This window comes from Finegoldia sp. BIOML-A4 (assembly GCF_009679635.1).
Classification (GTDB): domain Bacteria; phylum Bacillota; class Clostridia; order Tissierellales; family Peptoniphilaceae; genus Finegoldia; species Finegoldia magna.
Map to the genome: position 1 here is coordinate 1 of NZ_WKZC01000009.1, position 15,537 is coordinate 15,537.

Sequence of the window (15,537 nt, forward strand, 5' to 3'; positions counted from 1 at the left end):
CCACCTACAAAGTATAGGTTAGCATCCACTACAACTAATTAATTAAATATTGTGTCCAGTTTTATGGGTACACATCAAATTAAAGGCTGTTTTCTTTTTAAATAATAATAAGAAGAATATTCACTTTAAGTGAAATGTTAGATTTTATAAAAATTTACAATAATCGCTTCTGATATCGTTCATTTCTTCAGCGATTTCATCAACGTCAAGAACCATTTCCATCATACCAACTTGTTCATCATAAACGTCAGCATCGAATTGTTCTTTACATTCTTCTTCAACAACATGGTAAACTAACAATCCAAGTTCAACGCCTGCTAATGGGCCTGCGAATGTTGGGTCACCTGCTGTTACTGTTTCAGCTGCAAGACCTGCAGCTTCAGCTTCTGCGGCACCTAGAAGAACCACTACGTTTTCAGCTCCGTATTGTTCAGCGAAGTCTTTAACTCTCTTTTGGTTTTCTAAGTCCATAGCTCCTGCGCTAGTTCAGACAAAGCATTCAGTACTTGAGAAAATTACTTCTGTATTTTCTACTGTGTTTACACATGTTTCAATTGCAAGACCTGGAATTCCATCACGGTCTCCAATGATTATAACTTTTTTATTTTCTAAAAAACCCATAATACATCCTTTCTGTATTTTAAAATATATTTTTCATTCTAATAAGAATGAAATTACCACAATCGAACGCCTATCGTTCGTTGACATCATTATAATATCATAATAAAAAAAAATTGCAAATTTCACAGCGGAAATCTGCAATTCTTTTATAGAAAATCTCAATAAATGAAATTTAGAATTTATCTACATATTTTTCAGCTTGAGTAGCAGCGATAGCGCCGTCTGCAGCAGCTGTAACTACTTGACGTAGAGTTTTTTGTCTAACATCACCAGCTACATAAACGCCTTCAACGTTAGTGTGCATTTCTTCGTCAGCTAAAACATATCCGTAATCATCTAATTCGATTTTACCTTTGAATACATCAGAGTAAGGGATTGTACCTACGAATACGAAAACACCCATAGTTCCGTCATCTTCGTCACAGTGGTATTCTTCTTCGTTACCTGATTCTTTGTCAACCATAACGATTGATTCCAAGATTCCTTCACCTTTGATTTCTTTAATAGAAGTGTTAAATCTCATAGATAAGTTATCACAAGCTTTTGCTTCGTCTTCAGCAGTTTTATCACATTTCAAGTGATCGCCTCTAACTAATAAAGTAACTTTTCTAGCAAATTTTGTTAAGTAAGTAGCTTCTTCAACTGCAGAGTTACCACTACCAACAACGAATACTTCTAGGTCGGTAAAGAAATCTGCATCACAAGTTGCACAGTAAGATACACCTTTACCAGTGAATTCTTTTTCACCAGGGCATCCTAATTTTCTTGGAGCAGCACCAGTAGCTATAATAACTGATTTAGCTTCTAATACATCTCCATTTTTTAATGTAAGTTTTTTTACTTTGTCAGAAAAATCAACGTCAACAACATCTGCTCTTCTAATTTCAAGACCGAAGTTGTCGATTTGGTCAGCCATTTTTTTGATTAAGCTTGGGCCAGATTCTCCAACAATTCCACCTGGATAGTTTTCAATAGAATCAGTAGTAGTGATTTGACCACCAGTTTTTTCTTTTTCAACTATCAATGTGTTCATTTTAGCACGTGCAGCGTATAAACCAGCTGATAAACCAGCAGGGCCAGCACCAATAATAATTAAATCATACATGTAAATTCACTCCTTAAATTTCTTTTGAGTAAGAACTCTATAAATAATAATATCATAAAAGGTCAAAAAAATCACTATTAAGCGTTTAGTTAATGTTAAAAAATAATTATAACAAAAATGTAACAATTAAGTCGTTAGCATAATATAGCAGTTAGTTTACAATAAAACAATAAATGTCTGTAAAATAATAAAAATTTTAGTAAAGTTATTGCATTTTACTAAAAACATAGTATAATAATAGTAAGAGATATGAAAAGATTTTCATAAGTGATTTGGTTAGATTTACTTAGTCAAGCATTAGCATTAATTTATTGAATAATCCAGGATATAAGATTTTAAATGCTTGACAGAGGCAAATTTGAGAGAAGATTTGTTGTATCATAGTATAATCACAATAAAGGTTTTCAAGTATCTCAAAAAATTTAAGGAGGAAATTTTATGGATCAAAAAGCATTAAACGATACCATAGTGGCCATCAACAGTTTTCTAAGTAACAACATTTTATTGATTGCACTTTTAGGTTGCGGTATATTCTACACAATCTATTCAAAAGGCGTTCAATTTAGAAAATTAGGCGCAGCATTTAAACAAACTTTTGGAGGAGTTTTCTCAAAAGAAAAGAAATCTGAAGATGAAGGAGTATCTTCTTTCCAAGCTTTAGCAGTAGCTATAGCAGCACAAGTAGGTACTGGAAACGTTGCAGGGGTTGCAACAGCAATCATGGCAGGTGGTCCAGGTGCAATATTCTGGATGTGGCTTGCAGCAATATTAGGTATGGCTACAATCTATGCCGAAGCAGTTTTAGCACAAAAATTTAGAGAAAAGGACGATGAAGGTAACTTCGTCGGAGGTCCTGCTTACTACATTAAAAATGGTATTGGACCAACTCATCCTGGATTAGCAAAAGTAATGTCAGTAGCATTTGCAATTTTAATAGTAATTGCATTAGGATTTGTAGGAAATATAGTTCAATCAAACTCAATTGCAACAAGTGTTGTAGCAGCAGTAGAAGGAGCAGGCGGACACCTTAACCCAATAATTGTTGGTATAGTAGTTGCAGTTTTAGCAGGTGGAGTATTCATTGGTGGTATTAAGAGAATTGCAAACTTTGCTCAATTAGTAGTTCCTATCATGGCATTGATTTATATCGTTGCAGCAATAATAATGATGGTTAAGTTCCATGATCAAATTGGACCTGCATTTAAACTTATATTCCAAGCAGCTTTCAATCCAGAAGCAGCTCTTGGTGGTGCATTAGGTATCACAATTAAGGCAGCAGCAGCAAAAGGTGTTGGTAGAGGATTGTTCTCTAACGAAGCTGGTATGGGTTCTACACCACATGCTCACGCTACAGCTCATGTAGCTCACCCTGTATTACAAGGTTACACAGCTATGGTTGGTGTATTCATCGATACAATTGTTATTTGTACAGTAACAGCTTTAATGATTTTAGTAACAGGTGCATGGACAGATACAAGCTTGAACGGAGCATTGGTTACTCAAGAAGCTTTCACAAGAGCATTTGGTACAGGTGGTACAGTTCTACTTGCAGTTGCATTAGGATTCTTCGCATTTACAACAATAGTTGGTTGGTACTACTTTGGTGAAACAAACATCAGATTCTTATTCGGTCATAAAGGTTTGTGGCCATACAGAATTTTAGTATTGTTATGTATCATTGCAGGTTCTTTACAAGAAGTAGACTTAGTATGGAACACAGCAGACTTAACAAACTCATTAATGGTTATACCAAACATTATTGCTATCATTATGCTTCATAAACACGTAAAAAATATGAGCTTGCATTATGAAACAAATGGTAAAGAAGGTTCATTATAAAATAAGTCAAGATTTATTTATAAGAGATAAAAAGCATCACGAAAGTGGTGTTTTTTATTTTCCTAAAATTCTATTGAAGAATAAATGTAGTTTGTTTTGTGTAAAATGATAAGAATTTGATCTGGAATATGAGAAAATAGATGGAAATTAAAAAAAGTAAATATTTAAAATTTTAAAATTAAACAAGAAAATTAAAAAGTGAATTGTATTTAAAAAAATGCAAAAAAATTACCAGATAAATCTGGTAAATATGTAAGCACACCCGAGTCTGTTAGAAAAAGCGGAGGCGATTCTTAATAGTTAGCTCAAAATAGGCACCCTCACATCACACAGAAATAACTGCTTATGGCTGCTACCTTCCGATCCTGACCAGGTTCACAGGTTCCTGTTGCGTGAGACCCACTTCTCAACACCACTTTTTAAGTTCATACCAACACTTTTAATCCCGCGCTCGGGAATTCGATCCTGCTGTAGCGATTGCAGGTTACAGGGCATCGCTAATTCCCCATCTAGTGCATGGCGGAGAGTAAGGGATTTGAACCCTTGAAACACGTTAATGTTTACATGATTTCCAATCATGCTCCTTCGGCCAACTCGGACAACTCTCCAGATATCGTATTGTTAAATTATAATATGATAATTAACATTTGTCAAATTTTTACATAGTTAACAATAATACAAGAATTTTAAAATATCAAGCAGATAATTATAATAATTACCGTATTAGAGGAAACAAAAAAAGTAGTATGCCTTAGTTGACATACTACATAAAATTCAATTTATTTTCTCTTTTTAATAGCATTAATAATAGATAATAATATTACTGAACCTAAAATTGCAACTAGGATGCTGTAAATATTAAATCCATTTACTCCGCTTTTTCCGATAATACTCATTATCCAGCCACCGATTGTAGCTCCGACAATACCGCAAAGAATGTTAGCACCTGCTCCCATGCTTGCATCATTACCAGTTATTTTAGATCCTATCCATCCTGCTAATGCTCCTACTATAATCCATGATAAAATTCCCATATATAATACCTCCTTATTGGTCATAATCTCTTACAGTTTAATTTATACCCTCGGTTTTGCAATTCTAAACATAGATTGTAAAAATAATTGGGAAAATTGTAAAATTAACGTAAACAATTTGATAATTTATTGTAAAACACTTAGAAAAACAGATAATATATAGTAAAATTAAATAAAGAGGTGTTATTAATGATTTATGCAGTCATAGATATAGGTTCAAATACAATAAGATTATCAGTATATAAGGTGATTAAAGATTCTGTCAAAAATCTTTTTAATGAAAAGTCCACAGCATCTTTAGCATCGTTCATTGAAAAAGGAGTCATGAATGAGCACGGCATTCAAAAACTAATCAATACATTAAATGAATTCAAGAATTTAATATCAAATTTCGAAGATATTTCAAAAACCTTTGCAATTGCTACGGCGTCAATTAGAAATTCTTCTAACAGACGTGAAATAATTGAAAGGGTAAGGACAGAGGTTGGAATTGATATTGAGTTGATTAGCGGAGAAGAAGAAGCAAAGTTGTCTTTTTTAGGTGCGGGAATTTATTCAAAAAGTGGAATTCTTACTGATATAGGAGGAGGAAGTAGCGAAATAGTAGTTTTCGAACAAGGAAAAGTTGTTAGAACTTCAAGTTTAAATATCGGATCGCTTGTAGCTTTCGATAATTTTTCAAAAAATTTGTTCATGACAAATGATGAGAAGAAACTGTTAGAAGATGATATCAAATTAATGCTTGCTTCTAATAATCTCAACAGAGTACAACACGATATCTTGTGTGCGGTCGGAGGAACTGCTCGTGCTTGTCTCAAATTATACAATGAAATTTATGACAAAGAGTCTGGTAATGTGATTATTACTATGGATGGACTAAAAAAATTGATTAATACACTCATGAGTATGCCTGATAGAGAAAAAATGAAACTTATTTTAAAGGTAAAGGCGGATAGGGTTCACACATTAATTCCAGGAATGATTATTTTGTATAGAATTTCTAAATATTTTTATGCCGATATTATTAGAATTAGCATGACTGGAGTTAGGGAAGGTTTTGTTTATAATAAAATTTTAGGAAGGGGATAAAATGTACGATATTTCGTTTACGCAAAATAGGGAACTATCGTGGTTGAAATTTAACGAAAGAGTTCTTGAAGAAGCATCAGAAAAGAACGTGGAATTATTTGAAAGATTGAAGTTTTTCTCAATATTTGATACTAACTTTGAAGAGTTTTTCATGGTTAGAGTGGGTAGTCTTACTGATATCAATGATATGAAAAAGAAGGTTATAGACAATAAATCATTGATGAATGCACAAGAGCAATTAGATTGTATTATGGATGAATCTAAAAAGTTATATGAGAAAAAAGATTCTGTTTATGAAGATTTAAAACAAGATTTACAAAAAGAAAATGTAAATATTTGTAAAATAGATGAACTCAATGATAGAGAAAAAAGGATATTGTATTATTATTTCAATTCTACGATTGCCCCTATTCTTAGCTTTCAAATAGTAGACAGGGTTCATCCATTCCCTCAAATTCCTAATTTGGCAATTGTAGTATTGTTTCAATTGACTTCTCAGTCTAAGAGTAAGAAACAATTTATGGGATTGATTCAAGTTCCAGATAAAATTAAAAGATATGTAAAATTATCTGACACAAGAGTTGTACTTATTGAAGATGTTATCAGAGAGTTTGGTCAAGAAATATTTGATAATTACGAATGTGAGTCAAAATACATTTTGTCTGTAACTAGAAATGCAGACATCGAATACGATGACGAGGATTTGGAATTTGATGATGATTACAGATCATATATGAAAAAGATGATAAAACTCAGAAAAAGATTGAGACCTGTAAGACTTGAAATTAACGAATTTCCAAATGATGAAACTAAAGAATTTTTGTTGAAAAACTTAAATTTGACAGAACATCGTATGTTTGTGACAAAAAGTCCGATGAGATGTGGATTTTTGTTTGATTTGGTATACGATATGCCAAAGGATGTAATTCAAAAATATACGTATGAAGAATTTTCTCCACAAGATTCTTCGATGATATCAAAAGAAAAATCGGTTATCGAGCAAGTTTACGATAAAGATTTGTTCCTTTCGTTTCCTTATGAATCCATCGATCCATTTATAAGACTTTTGAATGAGGCTGCTGAAGATGAGTCAGTAGTTTCAATTAAGATAACAATTTACAGATTGGCAAAAAATTCTGAAATCACTAAAGCTCTTATAAAAGCTGCCGAAAATGGCAAGGAAGTTGTGGTTCTTATGGAATTGAGAGCGAGATTTGATGAAGAAAATAATATTTTGTGGTCATCTAGATTAGAAAATGCTGGTTGTAGAATTATTTACGGATTTGACCATTACAAGTGTCATTCTAAGGTTTGTTTGATTACTAAAATTAAAGATGACAAGATTTCGTATATCACACAAATTGGTACAGGAAATTATAACGAAAAAACAGCGAAACTATACACGGATTTTTCGTATATGACAACTAGACATGAAATTGGTGCAGATGCTAAGGCGCTTTTCGATAATTTTTTGTTAGGGAATTTGAATGGTGAGTACAAACATTTGATGGTTAGCCCTCATTCTATGCAGGTTGGACTTGATAAATTAATCGATGAACAAATTGAAAAGGCTAAGTTTTCAGATGATGGTTATATTAGAATCAAAATGAATTCAATTTCAGACAGAAAATTAATAGACAAACTTTCCAAGGCTTCTTGCAAAGGAGTAAAGATTGATTTGATGGTGAGAGGAATTTGTTGTTTGGTTCCAGGTATAAAAGATAAAACTGAGAACATCAATGTTTATCAAGTAGTAGGAAGATTTTTGGAACATCATAGAATTTATCAATTTGGTAAGGCTGAAAATTGCAAAGTATACATTTCATCAGCAGATTTTATGACTAGAAATATTAGAAAAAGAGTGGAAGTTGCAGTTCCAATTTACGATGATTTTATTAAGAGCAGAATATTGAATTTCATGGATATTATGTTTGCTGATGATACTAAAATCAGAAAATTAAATCCTGATAAATCATACTCAAAAGTTGAAAATACTGATAATAAAAATGCTCAAGAAGTATTGATAGAAATTGCAAAAGAGAATGCTGAAAAACAAAAATCAGAATTTAACAATGAGAGTAGAGTTATTAATTCAAAATCTAGTAATTCTATAACTCAAGATAATAATGATAATAAAAGAATGAATTTATTCGATAAAATTAAGAATTTCTTCAAAAACTTGACACATTAATAAATTATGTGAGAATATTTAGGTATAATTTTTAATGGGGTGAAATTATGACAGAAAGAAAAGTTCCTAATTTTTTGATCGAATCAAATACAGGAAGTAATATAAAAAACATCGTTGGAATAGTAAGTGGTAAAGGTGGAGTAGGAAAAAGCCTTGTCACTTGTCTATTGGCAAACGAAATGGCAAAAAAAGGATATAAAGTTGGTATCATGGATGGTGATATTACAGGACCATCTATTCCGAAATATTTTGGATTAACTGAAAAGGCAACAGCTGACTCAGAAGGTCACATCAACCCAGTTACAACATCTAATGGAATCAAAGTTATCTCAATGAATTTGATGCTTCCAAAAGACGATGATGCAGTAATTTGGAGAGGACCTGTAATCGCAGGCGTTGTTAAACAATTTTATCAAGATGTAAATTGGGGAGATTTAGATTATTTGTTTGTGGATATGCCACCAGGAACTGGTGATGTTCCATTGACAGTATTTCAATCAATTCCAATTAAAGGAATTGTTGTGGCGATGTCTCCATCAGGACTTGTTGAAATAATTGTAAAAAAAGCATTGCACATGGCGAAAATGATGGGTAAGAAGGTCATAGGATTGGTTGAAAATATGAGCTACTTGGAATGCCCTGATTGCGGAAAACACATCGAAGTTTTCGGAACAAGCACTGTTGATAAAATTGCCGAAGAAGAAAATATCGATACAGTTTGCAAACTTCCAATTAATCCAGAAATTTCAAAATTAACTGAGATTGGAAAAATAAGTGAAGTCGAAACAAATTATTTGGAAAATATTACAGAAAAAATAGAAACTTTATAAAACTTATTAAACTAGCTCCAAACGAGCTAGTTTTTTTCATAAATGACCGAAATATCAATAATGCAACCGGTGGTTGCGTAATTTCAAATCAAAGTTTGTAGCAATCAACTGCAAGATTTTATAAAATTAAATTAACAAAAATTCAAGGAGGTTTGAAATGATATTAAGTGACAAGATAGTTCTTCTTAGAAAAAAGAATAATCTAACTCAAGAAGAATTGGCAGAAAAATTAGGCGTTAGCAGACAATCTGTATCGAAATGGGAAATGGGAAACTCAATTCCAGATATCAATAAGATTATTCAATTGAGTGATGTTTTTGGAGTAAAAACAGACTACTTATTAAAGGATGAAATTGATGATATTGAATATTCGGATGATACTGTCGAAGAGTTGGAGGCTAAGAAGATAATTAGCGCAGAAGATGCTAATGATTTTATGAGTGCATACGAAGAATATTCAAATAACGTTGCTGAGAGCATAAGCTTATTCATAATATCTCCTGTTGCAGTTTTGGTATCTCAAATCATAGCGTTAACAACAAATGTTAAGAGCGAAGATTTTTTCGCCATAGGAGGAATTGTTGTATTATTTCTTATAATTGCTTTTGGTGTATATAAATTGATAGTGAAGGCGAATTTAATTGAAAAATATGACTTTATTTCAAAAGAATCATTTAATTTATCATATGGCGTAAAAGGATTAGTTGAAAAGAAAAAGGAAGAAAGAGAACAAAAAGATAATAAAGCAATAGCCGCTGCGATAATAATGTATATATTATGTGTGATTCCTGTCATACTCGTATCTATATCAGAAAGCGAAGTATTGCAATTATCGTCTGTAATATTGTTGTTAATTATTGTATCAGTAGCTACTAATATTTTAATCAAAAAGCTTTCTGTGATATCAAGTTATAACATGTTACTTCAAGTAGAAGATTACACTATGAAAAATAAAAAATTGAGAGAAAAGATGAGCGGATATATTACAGCCTTCTGGCTAATAATCACAGCAGTATATCTTGCGGTTAGTTTGTATACGAACAGATGGGAAATCACTTGGGTGATTTTTGCGGCTGGAGCGGTTTTATTTGCGGCATTTTATTTCATCTTAAAATCTCATTTCAACAATAAAATGAAATAATAAATCAAAAAAACATTCTCTAATATTGAGCAAAACTCAAAATAGAGAATGTTTTTGTTTTTATAAATCGCTAACTGTAGTATCATCGACTTCTTCTTTTTTCACTGTGTTTTCATCTATTTCAGATTTCTTTTCATCTTCAAGATTAAGAATTTCCATGAATTCTTCTCCAGTGATAGTTTCTTTTTCTAGTAAGAATTTTGAAATTTCGTGAAGTTTATCGATGTTTTCAGTTAAAATATTTCTAGCTTTTTCGTGAGCAGCTTTTATTATAGATTCTACTTTATTATCTATTTGTCCTGCTTTATGATCGCTTGCAGCTAAAGTATTGCCACCGCCAAGATATTTTGAGTTTGTAGTTTCCAAACTCATCATGTCGAATTCGTCAGTCATACCGTACTGAGTGACCATCGCACGAGCGATTTTTGTAGCTTTTTCTATATCGTTTGAAGCACCAGTAGTTCTTGTGTTAAATACAACTTCTTCTGCACTTCTTCCTCCTGTTAATGTAACTATCATGTTAAATAGTTCTTCTTTGTTCATGAGGAATTTTTCTTCTTGATCTACTTGCATTGTGTAGCCCAACGCACCGCTTGTTCTAGGAATAATTGTAATCTTAGTAACTGGAGCGGAATGTGATTGCATTGCAGCAACTAATGCGTGTCCAACTTCGTGATAAGCTATAAGTTCTTTTTCTTTTGGAGTTATAACTGTGCCTTTTCTTTGTTGACCGGCTATTACAACTTCAACAGATTCTATCAAATCTTCTTGCGTTACGATATTTCTTCCCAGTCTAACAGCTCTTAGTGCAGCTTCATTTACTATATTTGCCAATTGAGCACCACTTGTACCTGCTGTCATCAAAGCGACTGCCTTGTAATCCAAATCTTTTTCGATTTTGATTTTACGTGCGTGAACTTTAAGAATATCGATACGTCCTTGTAAATCTGGAAGTTCAACAGGAATTTGTCTGTCAAATCTACCAGGTCTAGTAAGTGCTGGGTCTAAAATTTCAGGTCTATTAGTAGCAGCTAGTATAACAACTCCTGAATTTCCGCTGAAACCGTCCATTTCATTTAATAATTGGTTAAGAGTTTGTTCTCTTTCGTCGTTACCAGAAATTCCAGCAGTATCACGTCTCTTACCGATAGCATCGATTTCGTCGATGAATACGATACAAGGTGCCTTTTCTGCTGCTTGTTTGAACAAATCACGAACTTTACTAGCTCCTAATCCGACAAACATTTCAACGAATTCTGAACCACTCATTGAAAAGAATGGAACTTTTGCCTCACCAGCAACAGCTTGTGCAAGCAAAGTCTTACCAGTTCCAGGAGGGCCCACTAATAAAACTCCCTTTGGCAAAACTGCACCAATTTCGTTGTATCTTTTTGGATCGTGCAAGAAGTCAACAACTTCCAACAAAGCATCCTTAGCTTCTTCTTGACCAGCAACATCTGTAAATTTCTTGCCAGTTTGACTTTCAACGTAAATTTTTGCATTGCTCTTACCAAATTGTAATGCATTGCCTCCCATTTTTTTAGTAGCTTGGCTCATTGCTAATTGCAAGAAACCAAATATTATTATAAATGGCAAGACAAATTGTAAGAAAATTGATAAAAGTGGTGCATATTTACTAGGAATGTCGCTTGAAAATTGGACTTTGCTTTCCAATAAACGATCGACTAATTTTTCGTCTCTAATCAAACCCGCTTTGTAAATGACGTTGTTTTTATCTTTTGCTTTGAAATTGATATGAGTGTCTAATATTTTTACCTCTTTAACTTCTCCTTTATCGAGCATTTCGATAAATTTATTGTAAGGTACTTCTTCTTCTTTTGTTTTTGAAAAAGTAGGGAAAAGCAAGCCGGCAACCACAGCATAAAGAACTATAGCTATAAGATAATAAATTATTATCTTCTTCTTATTTTGCTTGTTTTCTTTCATATTGTGCCACTACATTAATTCAACATTTAATTTTTCGTTTAATAAATTCAAACTTTTGATAATACTATTGTATTCTTCGTTAGTTAATTTAATTTGTTTTTTGTATTTTTCAGAAATTTCTTCAACGATATTGTTGATGATTTTCTTACCTTTTTCTGTCAAGCGAACAGTAACAATTCTTTCATCTTTTTCAGATCTTTTTCTTGAAACATATCCTTCTTTTTCTAATGCTTTACACAAGTTAGAGATGTTTCCACCAGCCATACCAACTAAAACTCCGATATCACCGATAGTCAAATCATCATTTTTGCCTAATTCAAATAAAGTTTTAACTTTCATAATAGTTAATCCGTATTTATCTGAAATTGGTGCCAATAAAGCGTCTGTTTTACGATAAGTTTCTCTCAACAATTGAGACAATTCTGTGTTAATTAAATTGTAATCCATATTTTCCTCCATTTAATTTTTAAAATATTATGTGTTTTGATATAATAAAATACACATAAGTGGTTATCCACTAATTACAGTATATATGTTAATTATATAGAAATTATGGAGATAAATGTAAAATATGGAAAATTTTAATAAAAAAGACTATAAAAAATTGTGGGTGAATTTTGAATCTAGTACACAAGCTATGGATTTACTCGTAATTTTATATAATATAGAAATTTTTGAAATATCTTTAATTACAATAGAATCTGATGTAAATAATAACGTTCTAGATTTGATGGATAATTTGGATTGGGATGTAGAAGTTGTATTTTTGAAAGATTTTATGAGTGAAAATGATGTCGTATTATCAAGATTTTTAGGTGATTTTAAAAATATTGATTTGCTTAATTTCTCTAACATGAAATATTTGTCAGAATTTTTTACGGAAAACACTGAGACTCTTGAATCATTAGATGATATTTTCATGTACGATAAATACGTAAAATCAGACAACAGCGATTTGAATGTATTAAATGGTAAAAGTGTGTTTATGATTACAAATGACACATTTAACAAGAATGATTATACTGATATTTTGAATGAAATGTTTGATGAATCATCAGAAAAACTAATTGAAGATTTGTTCTTGTTGTACGCATACTCCAAAAAAGATCATTTTATTTATGCACAAACAAATTTAAAAATTGATGAAGAAAATAATTTGATTGAAGGAGAGGGAATTGAAACGTATATTTCCGTTACATATAATATCGATAGATTTAGAGAATTTTTAGAAAGCGTGATTATTTAATGAAAAAAAAGTTTAAAATAGGCTCTTCTATGTCGCTTTTCTTAGCAAGTTTATCCATCGGAGTATTTTCAGGTGGACTGGCTGTCTTTTACAGATATTTGTTAAGTAAATTAGAAGTGGTTAGAAATGCCGTTTATTCTAACAACAGTTTTTCAAGAGTTATTTTAATTATCGCAGTATCATTTGTCCTAGGAATTGTGGTTAGCAAATTACTTAAATGGGCTCCACTTTCTGGTGGTAGTGGTATTCCTCAAGTTCAAGGAGAACTTATCGGAGCTTTTAATCAAAATAGTTTTAGAGTTACTGTTTCCAAAATTGTAGGAGGAGCAATTGCCTCATTAGTGGGACTTTCTTTGGGAAGAGAAGGCCCTTCAATTCAATTGGGAGCTAGTAGTGCTAAGTGGCTATCAGAAAAATTTGGAAAAAGCAAAACGGATGAGAAATTGTATTTAACTGCAGGAGCTGCTGCGGGTCTTTCAGCTGCTTTTTCAGCACCGATTTCAGGTCTTGTTTTCATATTGGAAGAACTTCATAAATCTTTTTCAAAAAAAGTAGTTGCAATAAGTTTTGCAGCAGCGGTGGTTGCTGATGTCATAGCTGTTGGAATATTCAAAATCAAACCAGTGTTTTCTTTTGGAATGACTCATGTACTGCCAACAAAATATTATTTGTTGATTTTTCCAATGATTATACTTTGCTGTGCCGTTGGGAAATTATTTAATTATTCAATCACGTTTTTCCAAGATGTATTTGCGAAAATTAAGCTTGAACAAGATTTGAAAATAGCGATATTTTTTGCGTTTGTATCTGTAGTTGGATTATTCTACAAAGATATTTTAGGTGGCGGACATTCATTTATAGAAAACATGGCAGCACACAATTACAATTCATTTTTATTGCTGATAATACTTTTGTTATTTAAAATGTTTATGACATCAACATCTTATGCAACTGGAACTCAAGGTGGTATTTTCTTGCCGGTTTTGGTTCTAGGTGGAATTACAGGATTATTTTATTTTAATTTAATGAGTGCTTTCGGAGTTGTGCAAGATGTTTATTTGTCAAATTTTGTTGTGCTTTCTATGGTTTGCGTTCTAACAGCTGTTGTTAGAAGTCCTCTTTTGAGTGTTGTGTTGGTACTGGAATTAAATGGAAATATGACACATCTATTGGGGTTGGCATTTTGTTCAATCATGGCATATTTTATATGCATGGCTTTAAATTTCGAACCAATTTACGATATTTTATTAAAGAGAATGTTGAACAAAAGAGTTGTTGGAAAAGGTGTTAATGATAAATTCACAATGTTTGATATAAAACTTGGATATGAAAATTGTGTTTCCAATAAAAAAATCAAAGATATTGAATTTCCAAAAGATGCTTTAATTGCAGAAGTGGATTCAAATGGCGAAAAATACGTTCCAAATGGAGATAGTGTACTGAAAACAGGAGATATCGTCACTGTTTTAGTAAAAGATGAACAACTTTATGATACTAGAATGAAAGTTCTTGAAGTTTTTGGAGAAAATAATGGATAAAATAAAAGAAAACTTGAACTATATATTACTTGCAGTTGTCGCTATTCTTGTATGTGTCTTGGCAGTGATGATGTTTTCTAAAAAAAATGTATACAATATTAACACTGGAAATAGCACCGTATTGAAGAAAAATTACGTAGTAACTCACTACGATAACAAGATTTTGATGTACCAAAATGAAAACTTAATTCTAAAACAAGATTACGACGACAAAAAGCCTTATTATTTTGATGGCAAATTTCTTTATTTGATTGATAAAAAGGATTTGTTGCAATATAATACAAAAGGAAAGGTGAATTCGAAGCTATCTTTTAAGTCTGATATTTCTTATATTTTTGCAAACAAAGACCATATTATTGTCGATACACAAAATGAATTTTCAATTGTTAATAATATGAAAATTTTGGAAAGTTTTGAGATGAAAGACGAAGTATCTAGCTTGATAGTATCGGATAAATCAAATTATGCTTTTAGCACGATAGGAAAGCGTGATGGAAGAATTTTTTCTAAGATTTACATGTACGATGACAAGGGACTCGTTTACAAAAATATTTTCATCGATAAGCCGATTTTTAGAATGAAATATGTCGATGGCAAATTAATCGTAGTATTTGATGGGTACATCAAAGTTTTTGACAAAGCTAAAATTACAAAATCGAAATCATTCGACGGTACAAAAGATGTTGGGGTTTCAGATAAAAATGTATATGTAATTACAAAAAATGGGGAACTTTTAATTTACGATAAGGATTTGAAATTGGTGAGCCAATCTAAGATAGATGATTCACTTAAAATATATTCTAATGACAAAAACTGCATATTATATAACCAAAATGGGTATTTTATGTTTGAGGATTCCAAACTAGTGGAATATAAAGCATCGGATCTTAAATCAATTACAGGAGAAGATGATTTTTATTTAGTATTTAATAACAGAATAGAAAGGATTAGGTAAT

The 15,537-nt window shown here is 31.8% G+C and carries 13 protein-coding genes, 1 tRNA gene and 1 other RNA gene; 8 read left to right on the top strand and 7 right to left on the bottom strand.

Features of this window, described 5'->3' with window-relative positions; genetic code table 11:
- Positions 1 to 144: 144 nt before the first annotated feature.
- Both grdA and trxB read right to left on the bottom strand, forming a co-directional pair.
- The gene (grdA, locus tag GKG01_RS07065) at positions 145 to 621 is read right to left on the bottom strand and encodes a glycine/sarcosine/betaine reductase complex selenoprotein A (protein ID WP_080545250.1); all 477 of its coding nucleotides are present in this window, start codon (positions 619 to 621) and stop codon (positions 145 to 147) included.
- 172 nt (positions 622 to 793) lie between these two features.
- Positions 794 to 1,726 carry a thioredoxin-disulfide reductase gene (gene trxB / locus GKG01_RS07070; RefSeq protein WP_094206891.1) on the bottom strand — a complete coding sequence of 311 codons (933 nt, stop codon included), beginning with the start codon at positions 1,724 to 1,726 and terminating at the stop codon, positions 794 to 796.
- A 438-nt stretch (positions 1,727 to 2,164) separates the two neighbouring features.
- Between trxB and GKG01_RS07075 the strand changes: the two genes are divergently transcribed.
- Complete coding sequence (locus GKG01_RS07075; RefSeq protein ID WP_154271934.1) at positions 2,165 to 3,565, top strand: sodium:alanine symporter family protein; 1,401 nt, start codon at positions 2,165 to 2,167, stop codon at positions 3,563 to 3,565.
- A 254-nt stretch (positions 3,566 to 3,819) separates the two neighbouring features.
- Here the strand turns inward: GKG01_RS07075 and ffs are convergent.
- The 3 genes from ffs to GKG01_RS07090 form a co-directional block, all read right to left on the bottom strand.
- An RNA gene (gene ffs / locus GKG01_RS07080) (signal recognition particle sRNA large type) lies at positions 3,820 to 4,083 on the bottom strand.
- Positions 4,083 to 4,173: transfer RNA gene (locus GKG01_RS07085), tRNA-Ser, on the bottom strand. Before GKG01_RS07085 ends, ffs begins: the two co-directional genes overlap by 1 nt.
- Before the next feature lie 171 nt (positions 4,174 to 4,344).
- Complete coding sequence (locus GKG01_RS07090) at positions 4,345 to 4,599, bottom strand: GlsB/YeaQ/YmgE family stress response membrane protein (RefSeq protein ID WP_094206893.1); 255 nt, start codon at positions 4,597 to 4,599, stop codon at positions 4,345 to 4,347.
- A gap of 189 nt (positions 4,600 to 4,788) precedes the next feature.
- Here GKG01_RS07090 and GKG01_RS07095 point away from each other — a divergent pair, with 189 nt between their 5' ends.
- The 4 genes from GKG01_RS07095 (at position 4,789) to GKG01_RS07110 (ending at position 9,850) form a co-directional block, all read left to right on the top strand.
- Entirely contained in the window at positions 4,789 to 5,688 is a 900-nt protein-coding gene (locus GKG01_RS07095; protein WP_154271935.1) for an ethanolamine ammonia-lyase reactivating factor EutA, read from the top strand.
- 1 nt (position 5,689) lies between these two features.
- Positions 5,690 to 7,879 carry an RNA degradosome polyphosphate kinase gene (locus tag GKG01_RS07100; RefSeq protein WP_154271936.1) on the top strand — a complete coding sequence of 730 codons (2,190 nt, stop codon included), beginning with the start codon at positions 5,690 to 5,692 and terminating at the stop codon, positions 7,877 to 7,879.
- Positions 7,880 to 7,926: 47 nt separating this feature from the next.
- Positions 7,927 to 8,709, top strand: a complete 783-nt coding sequence (locus GKG01_RS07105) for an Mrp/NBP35 family ATP-binding protein (RefSeq protein ID WP_154271937.1) — start codon at positions 7,927 to 7,929, stop codon at positions 8,707 to 8,709.
- Between the two features lie 157 nt (positions 8,710 to 8,866).
- Entirely contained in the window at positions 8,867 to 9,850 is a 984-nt protein-coding gene (locus GKG01_RS07110) for a helix-turn-helix transcriptional regulator (protein ID WP_154271938.1), read from the top strand.
- Positions 9,851 to 9,910: 60 nt separating this feature from the next.
- Here the strand turns inward: GKG01_RS07110 and ftsH are convergent, their stop codons facing one another.
- Positions 9,911 to 11,797, bottom strand: coding sequence for an ATP-dependent zinc metalloprotease FtsH (gene ftsH, locus GKG01_RS07115; protein ID WP_154271939.1), 1,887 nt, complete (start codon positions 11,795 to 11,797; stop codon positions 9,911 to 9,913).
- Between the two features lie 9 nt (positions 11,798 to 11,806).
- Positions 11,807 to 12,244: a MarR family transcriptional regulator gene (locus GKG01_RS07120; protein WP_035109253.1), complete on the bottom strand. Its 438-nt coding sequence runs from the start codon at positions 12,242 to 12,244 to the stop codon at positions 11,807 to 11,809.
- 124 nt (positions 12,245 to 12,368) lie between these two features.
- Here GKG01_RS07120 and GKG01_RS07125 point away from each other — a divergent pair, with 124 nt between their 5' ends.
- The 3 genes from GKG01_RS07125 to GKG01_RS07135 are packed head-to-tail and all read left to right on the top strand — an operon-like array spanning position 12,369 to position 15,536.
- A complete protein-coding gene (locus GKG01_RS07125) occupies positions 12,369 to 13,043 on the top strand; it encodes a hypothetical protein (protein ID WP_154271940.1) in 675 nt (224 codons plus the stop codon).
- Entirely contained in the window at positions 13,043 to 14,581 is a 1,539-nt protein-coding gene (locus GKG01_RS07130; protein ID WP_241684759.1) for a chloride channel protein, read from the top strand. The genes GKG01_RS07125 and GKG01_RS07130 overlap by 1 nt, the downstream gene beginning before the upstream one ends.
- Positions 14,574 to 15,536 carry a hypothetical protein gene (locus GKG01_RS07135; RefSeq protein ID WP_154271941.1) on the top strand — a complete coding sequence of 321 codons (963 nt, stop codon included), beginning with the start codon at positions 14,574 to 14,576 and terminating at the stop codon, positions 15,534 to 15,536. The genes GKG01_RS07130 and GKG01_RS07135 overlap by 8 nt, the downstream gene beginning before the upstream one ends.
- The last annotated feature ends 1 nt before the right edge of the window (position 15,537 follow it).

Bases quoted from the DNA above. Each gene is read 5' to 3' on its own strand.
- trxB (WP_094206891.1), bottom strand. From the start codon at position 1,726: ATGTATGATTTAATTATTATTGGTGCTGGCCCTGCTGGTTTATCAGCT.
- GKG01_RS07075 (WP_154271934.1), top strand. From the start codon at position 2,165: ATGGATCAAAAAGCATTAAACGATACCATAGTGGCCATCAACAGTTTT.
- GKG01_RS07090 (WP_094206893.1), bottom strand. From the start codon at position 4,599: ATGGGAATTTTATCATGGATTATAGTAGGAGCATTAGCAGGATGGATA.
- GKG01_RS07095 (WP_154271935.1), top strand. From the start codon at position 4,789: ATGATTTATGCAGTCATAGATATAGGTTCAAATACAATAAGATTATCA.
- GKG01_RS07100 (WP_154271936.1), top strand. From the start codon at position 5,690: ATGTACGATATTTCGTTTACGCAAAATAGGGAACTATCGTGGTTGAAA.
- GKG01_RS07105 (WP_154271937.1), top strand. From the start codon at position 7,927: ATGACAGAAAGAAAAGTTCCTAATTTTTTGATCGAATCAAATACAGGA.
- GKG01_RS07110 (WP_154271938.1), top strand. From the start codon at position 8,867: ATGATATTAAGTGACAAGATAGTTCTTCTTAGAAAAAAGAATAATCTA.
- ftsH (WP_154271939.1), bottom strand. From the start codon at position 11,797: ATGAAAGAAAACAAGCAAAATAAGAAGAAGATAATAATTTATTATCTT.
- GKG01_RS07120 (WP_035109253.1), bottom strand. From the start codon at position 12,244: ATGGATTACAATTTAATTAACACAGAATTGTCTCAATTGTTGAGAGAA.
- GKG01_RS07125 (WP_154271940.1), top strand. From the start codon at position 12,369: ATGGAAAATTTTAATAAAAAAGACTATAAAAAATTGTGGGTGAATTTT.
- GKG01_RS07130 (WP_241684759.1), top strand. From the start codon at position 13,043: ATGAAAAAAAAGTTTAAAATAGGCTCTTCTATGTCGCTTTTCTTAGCA.
- GKG01_RS07135 (WP_154271941.1), top strand. From the start codon at position 14,574: ATGGATAAAATAAAAGAAAACTTGAACTATATATTACTTGCAGTTGTC.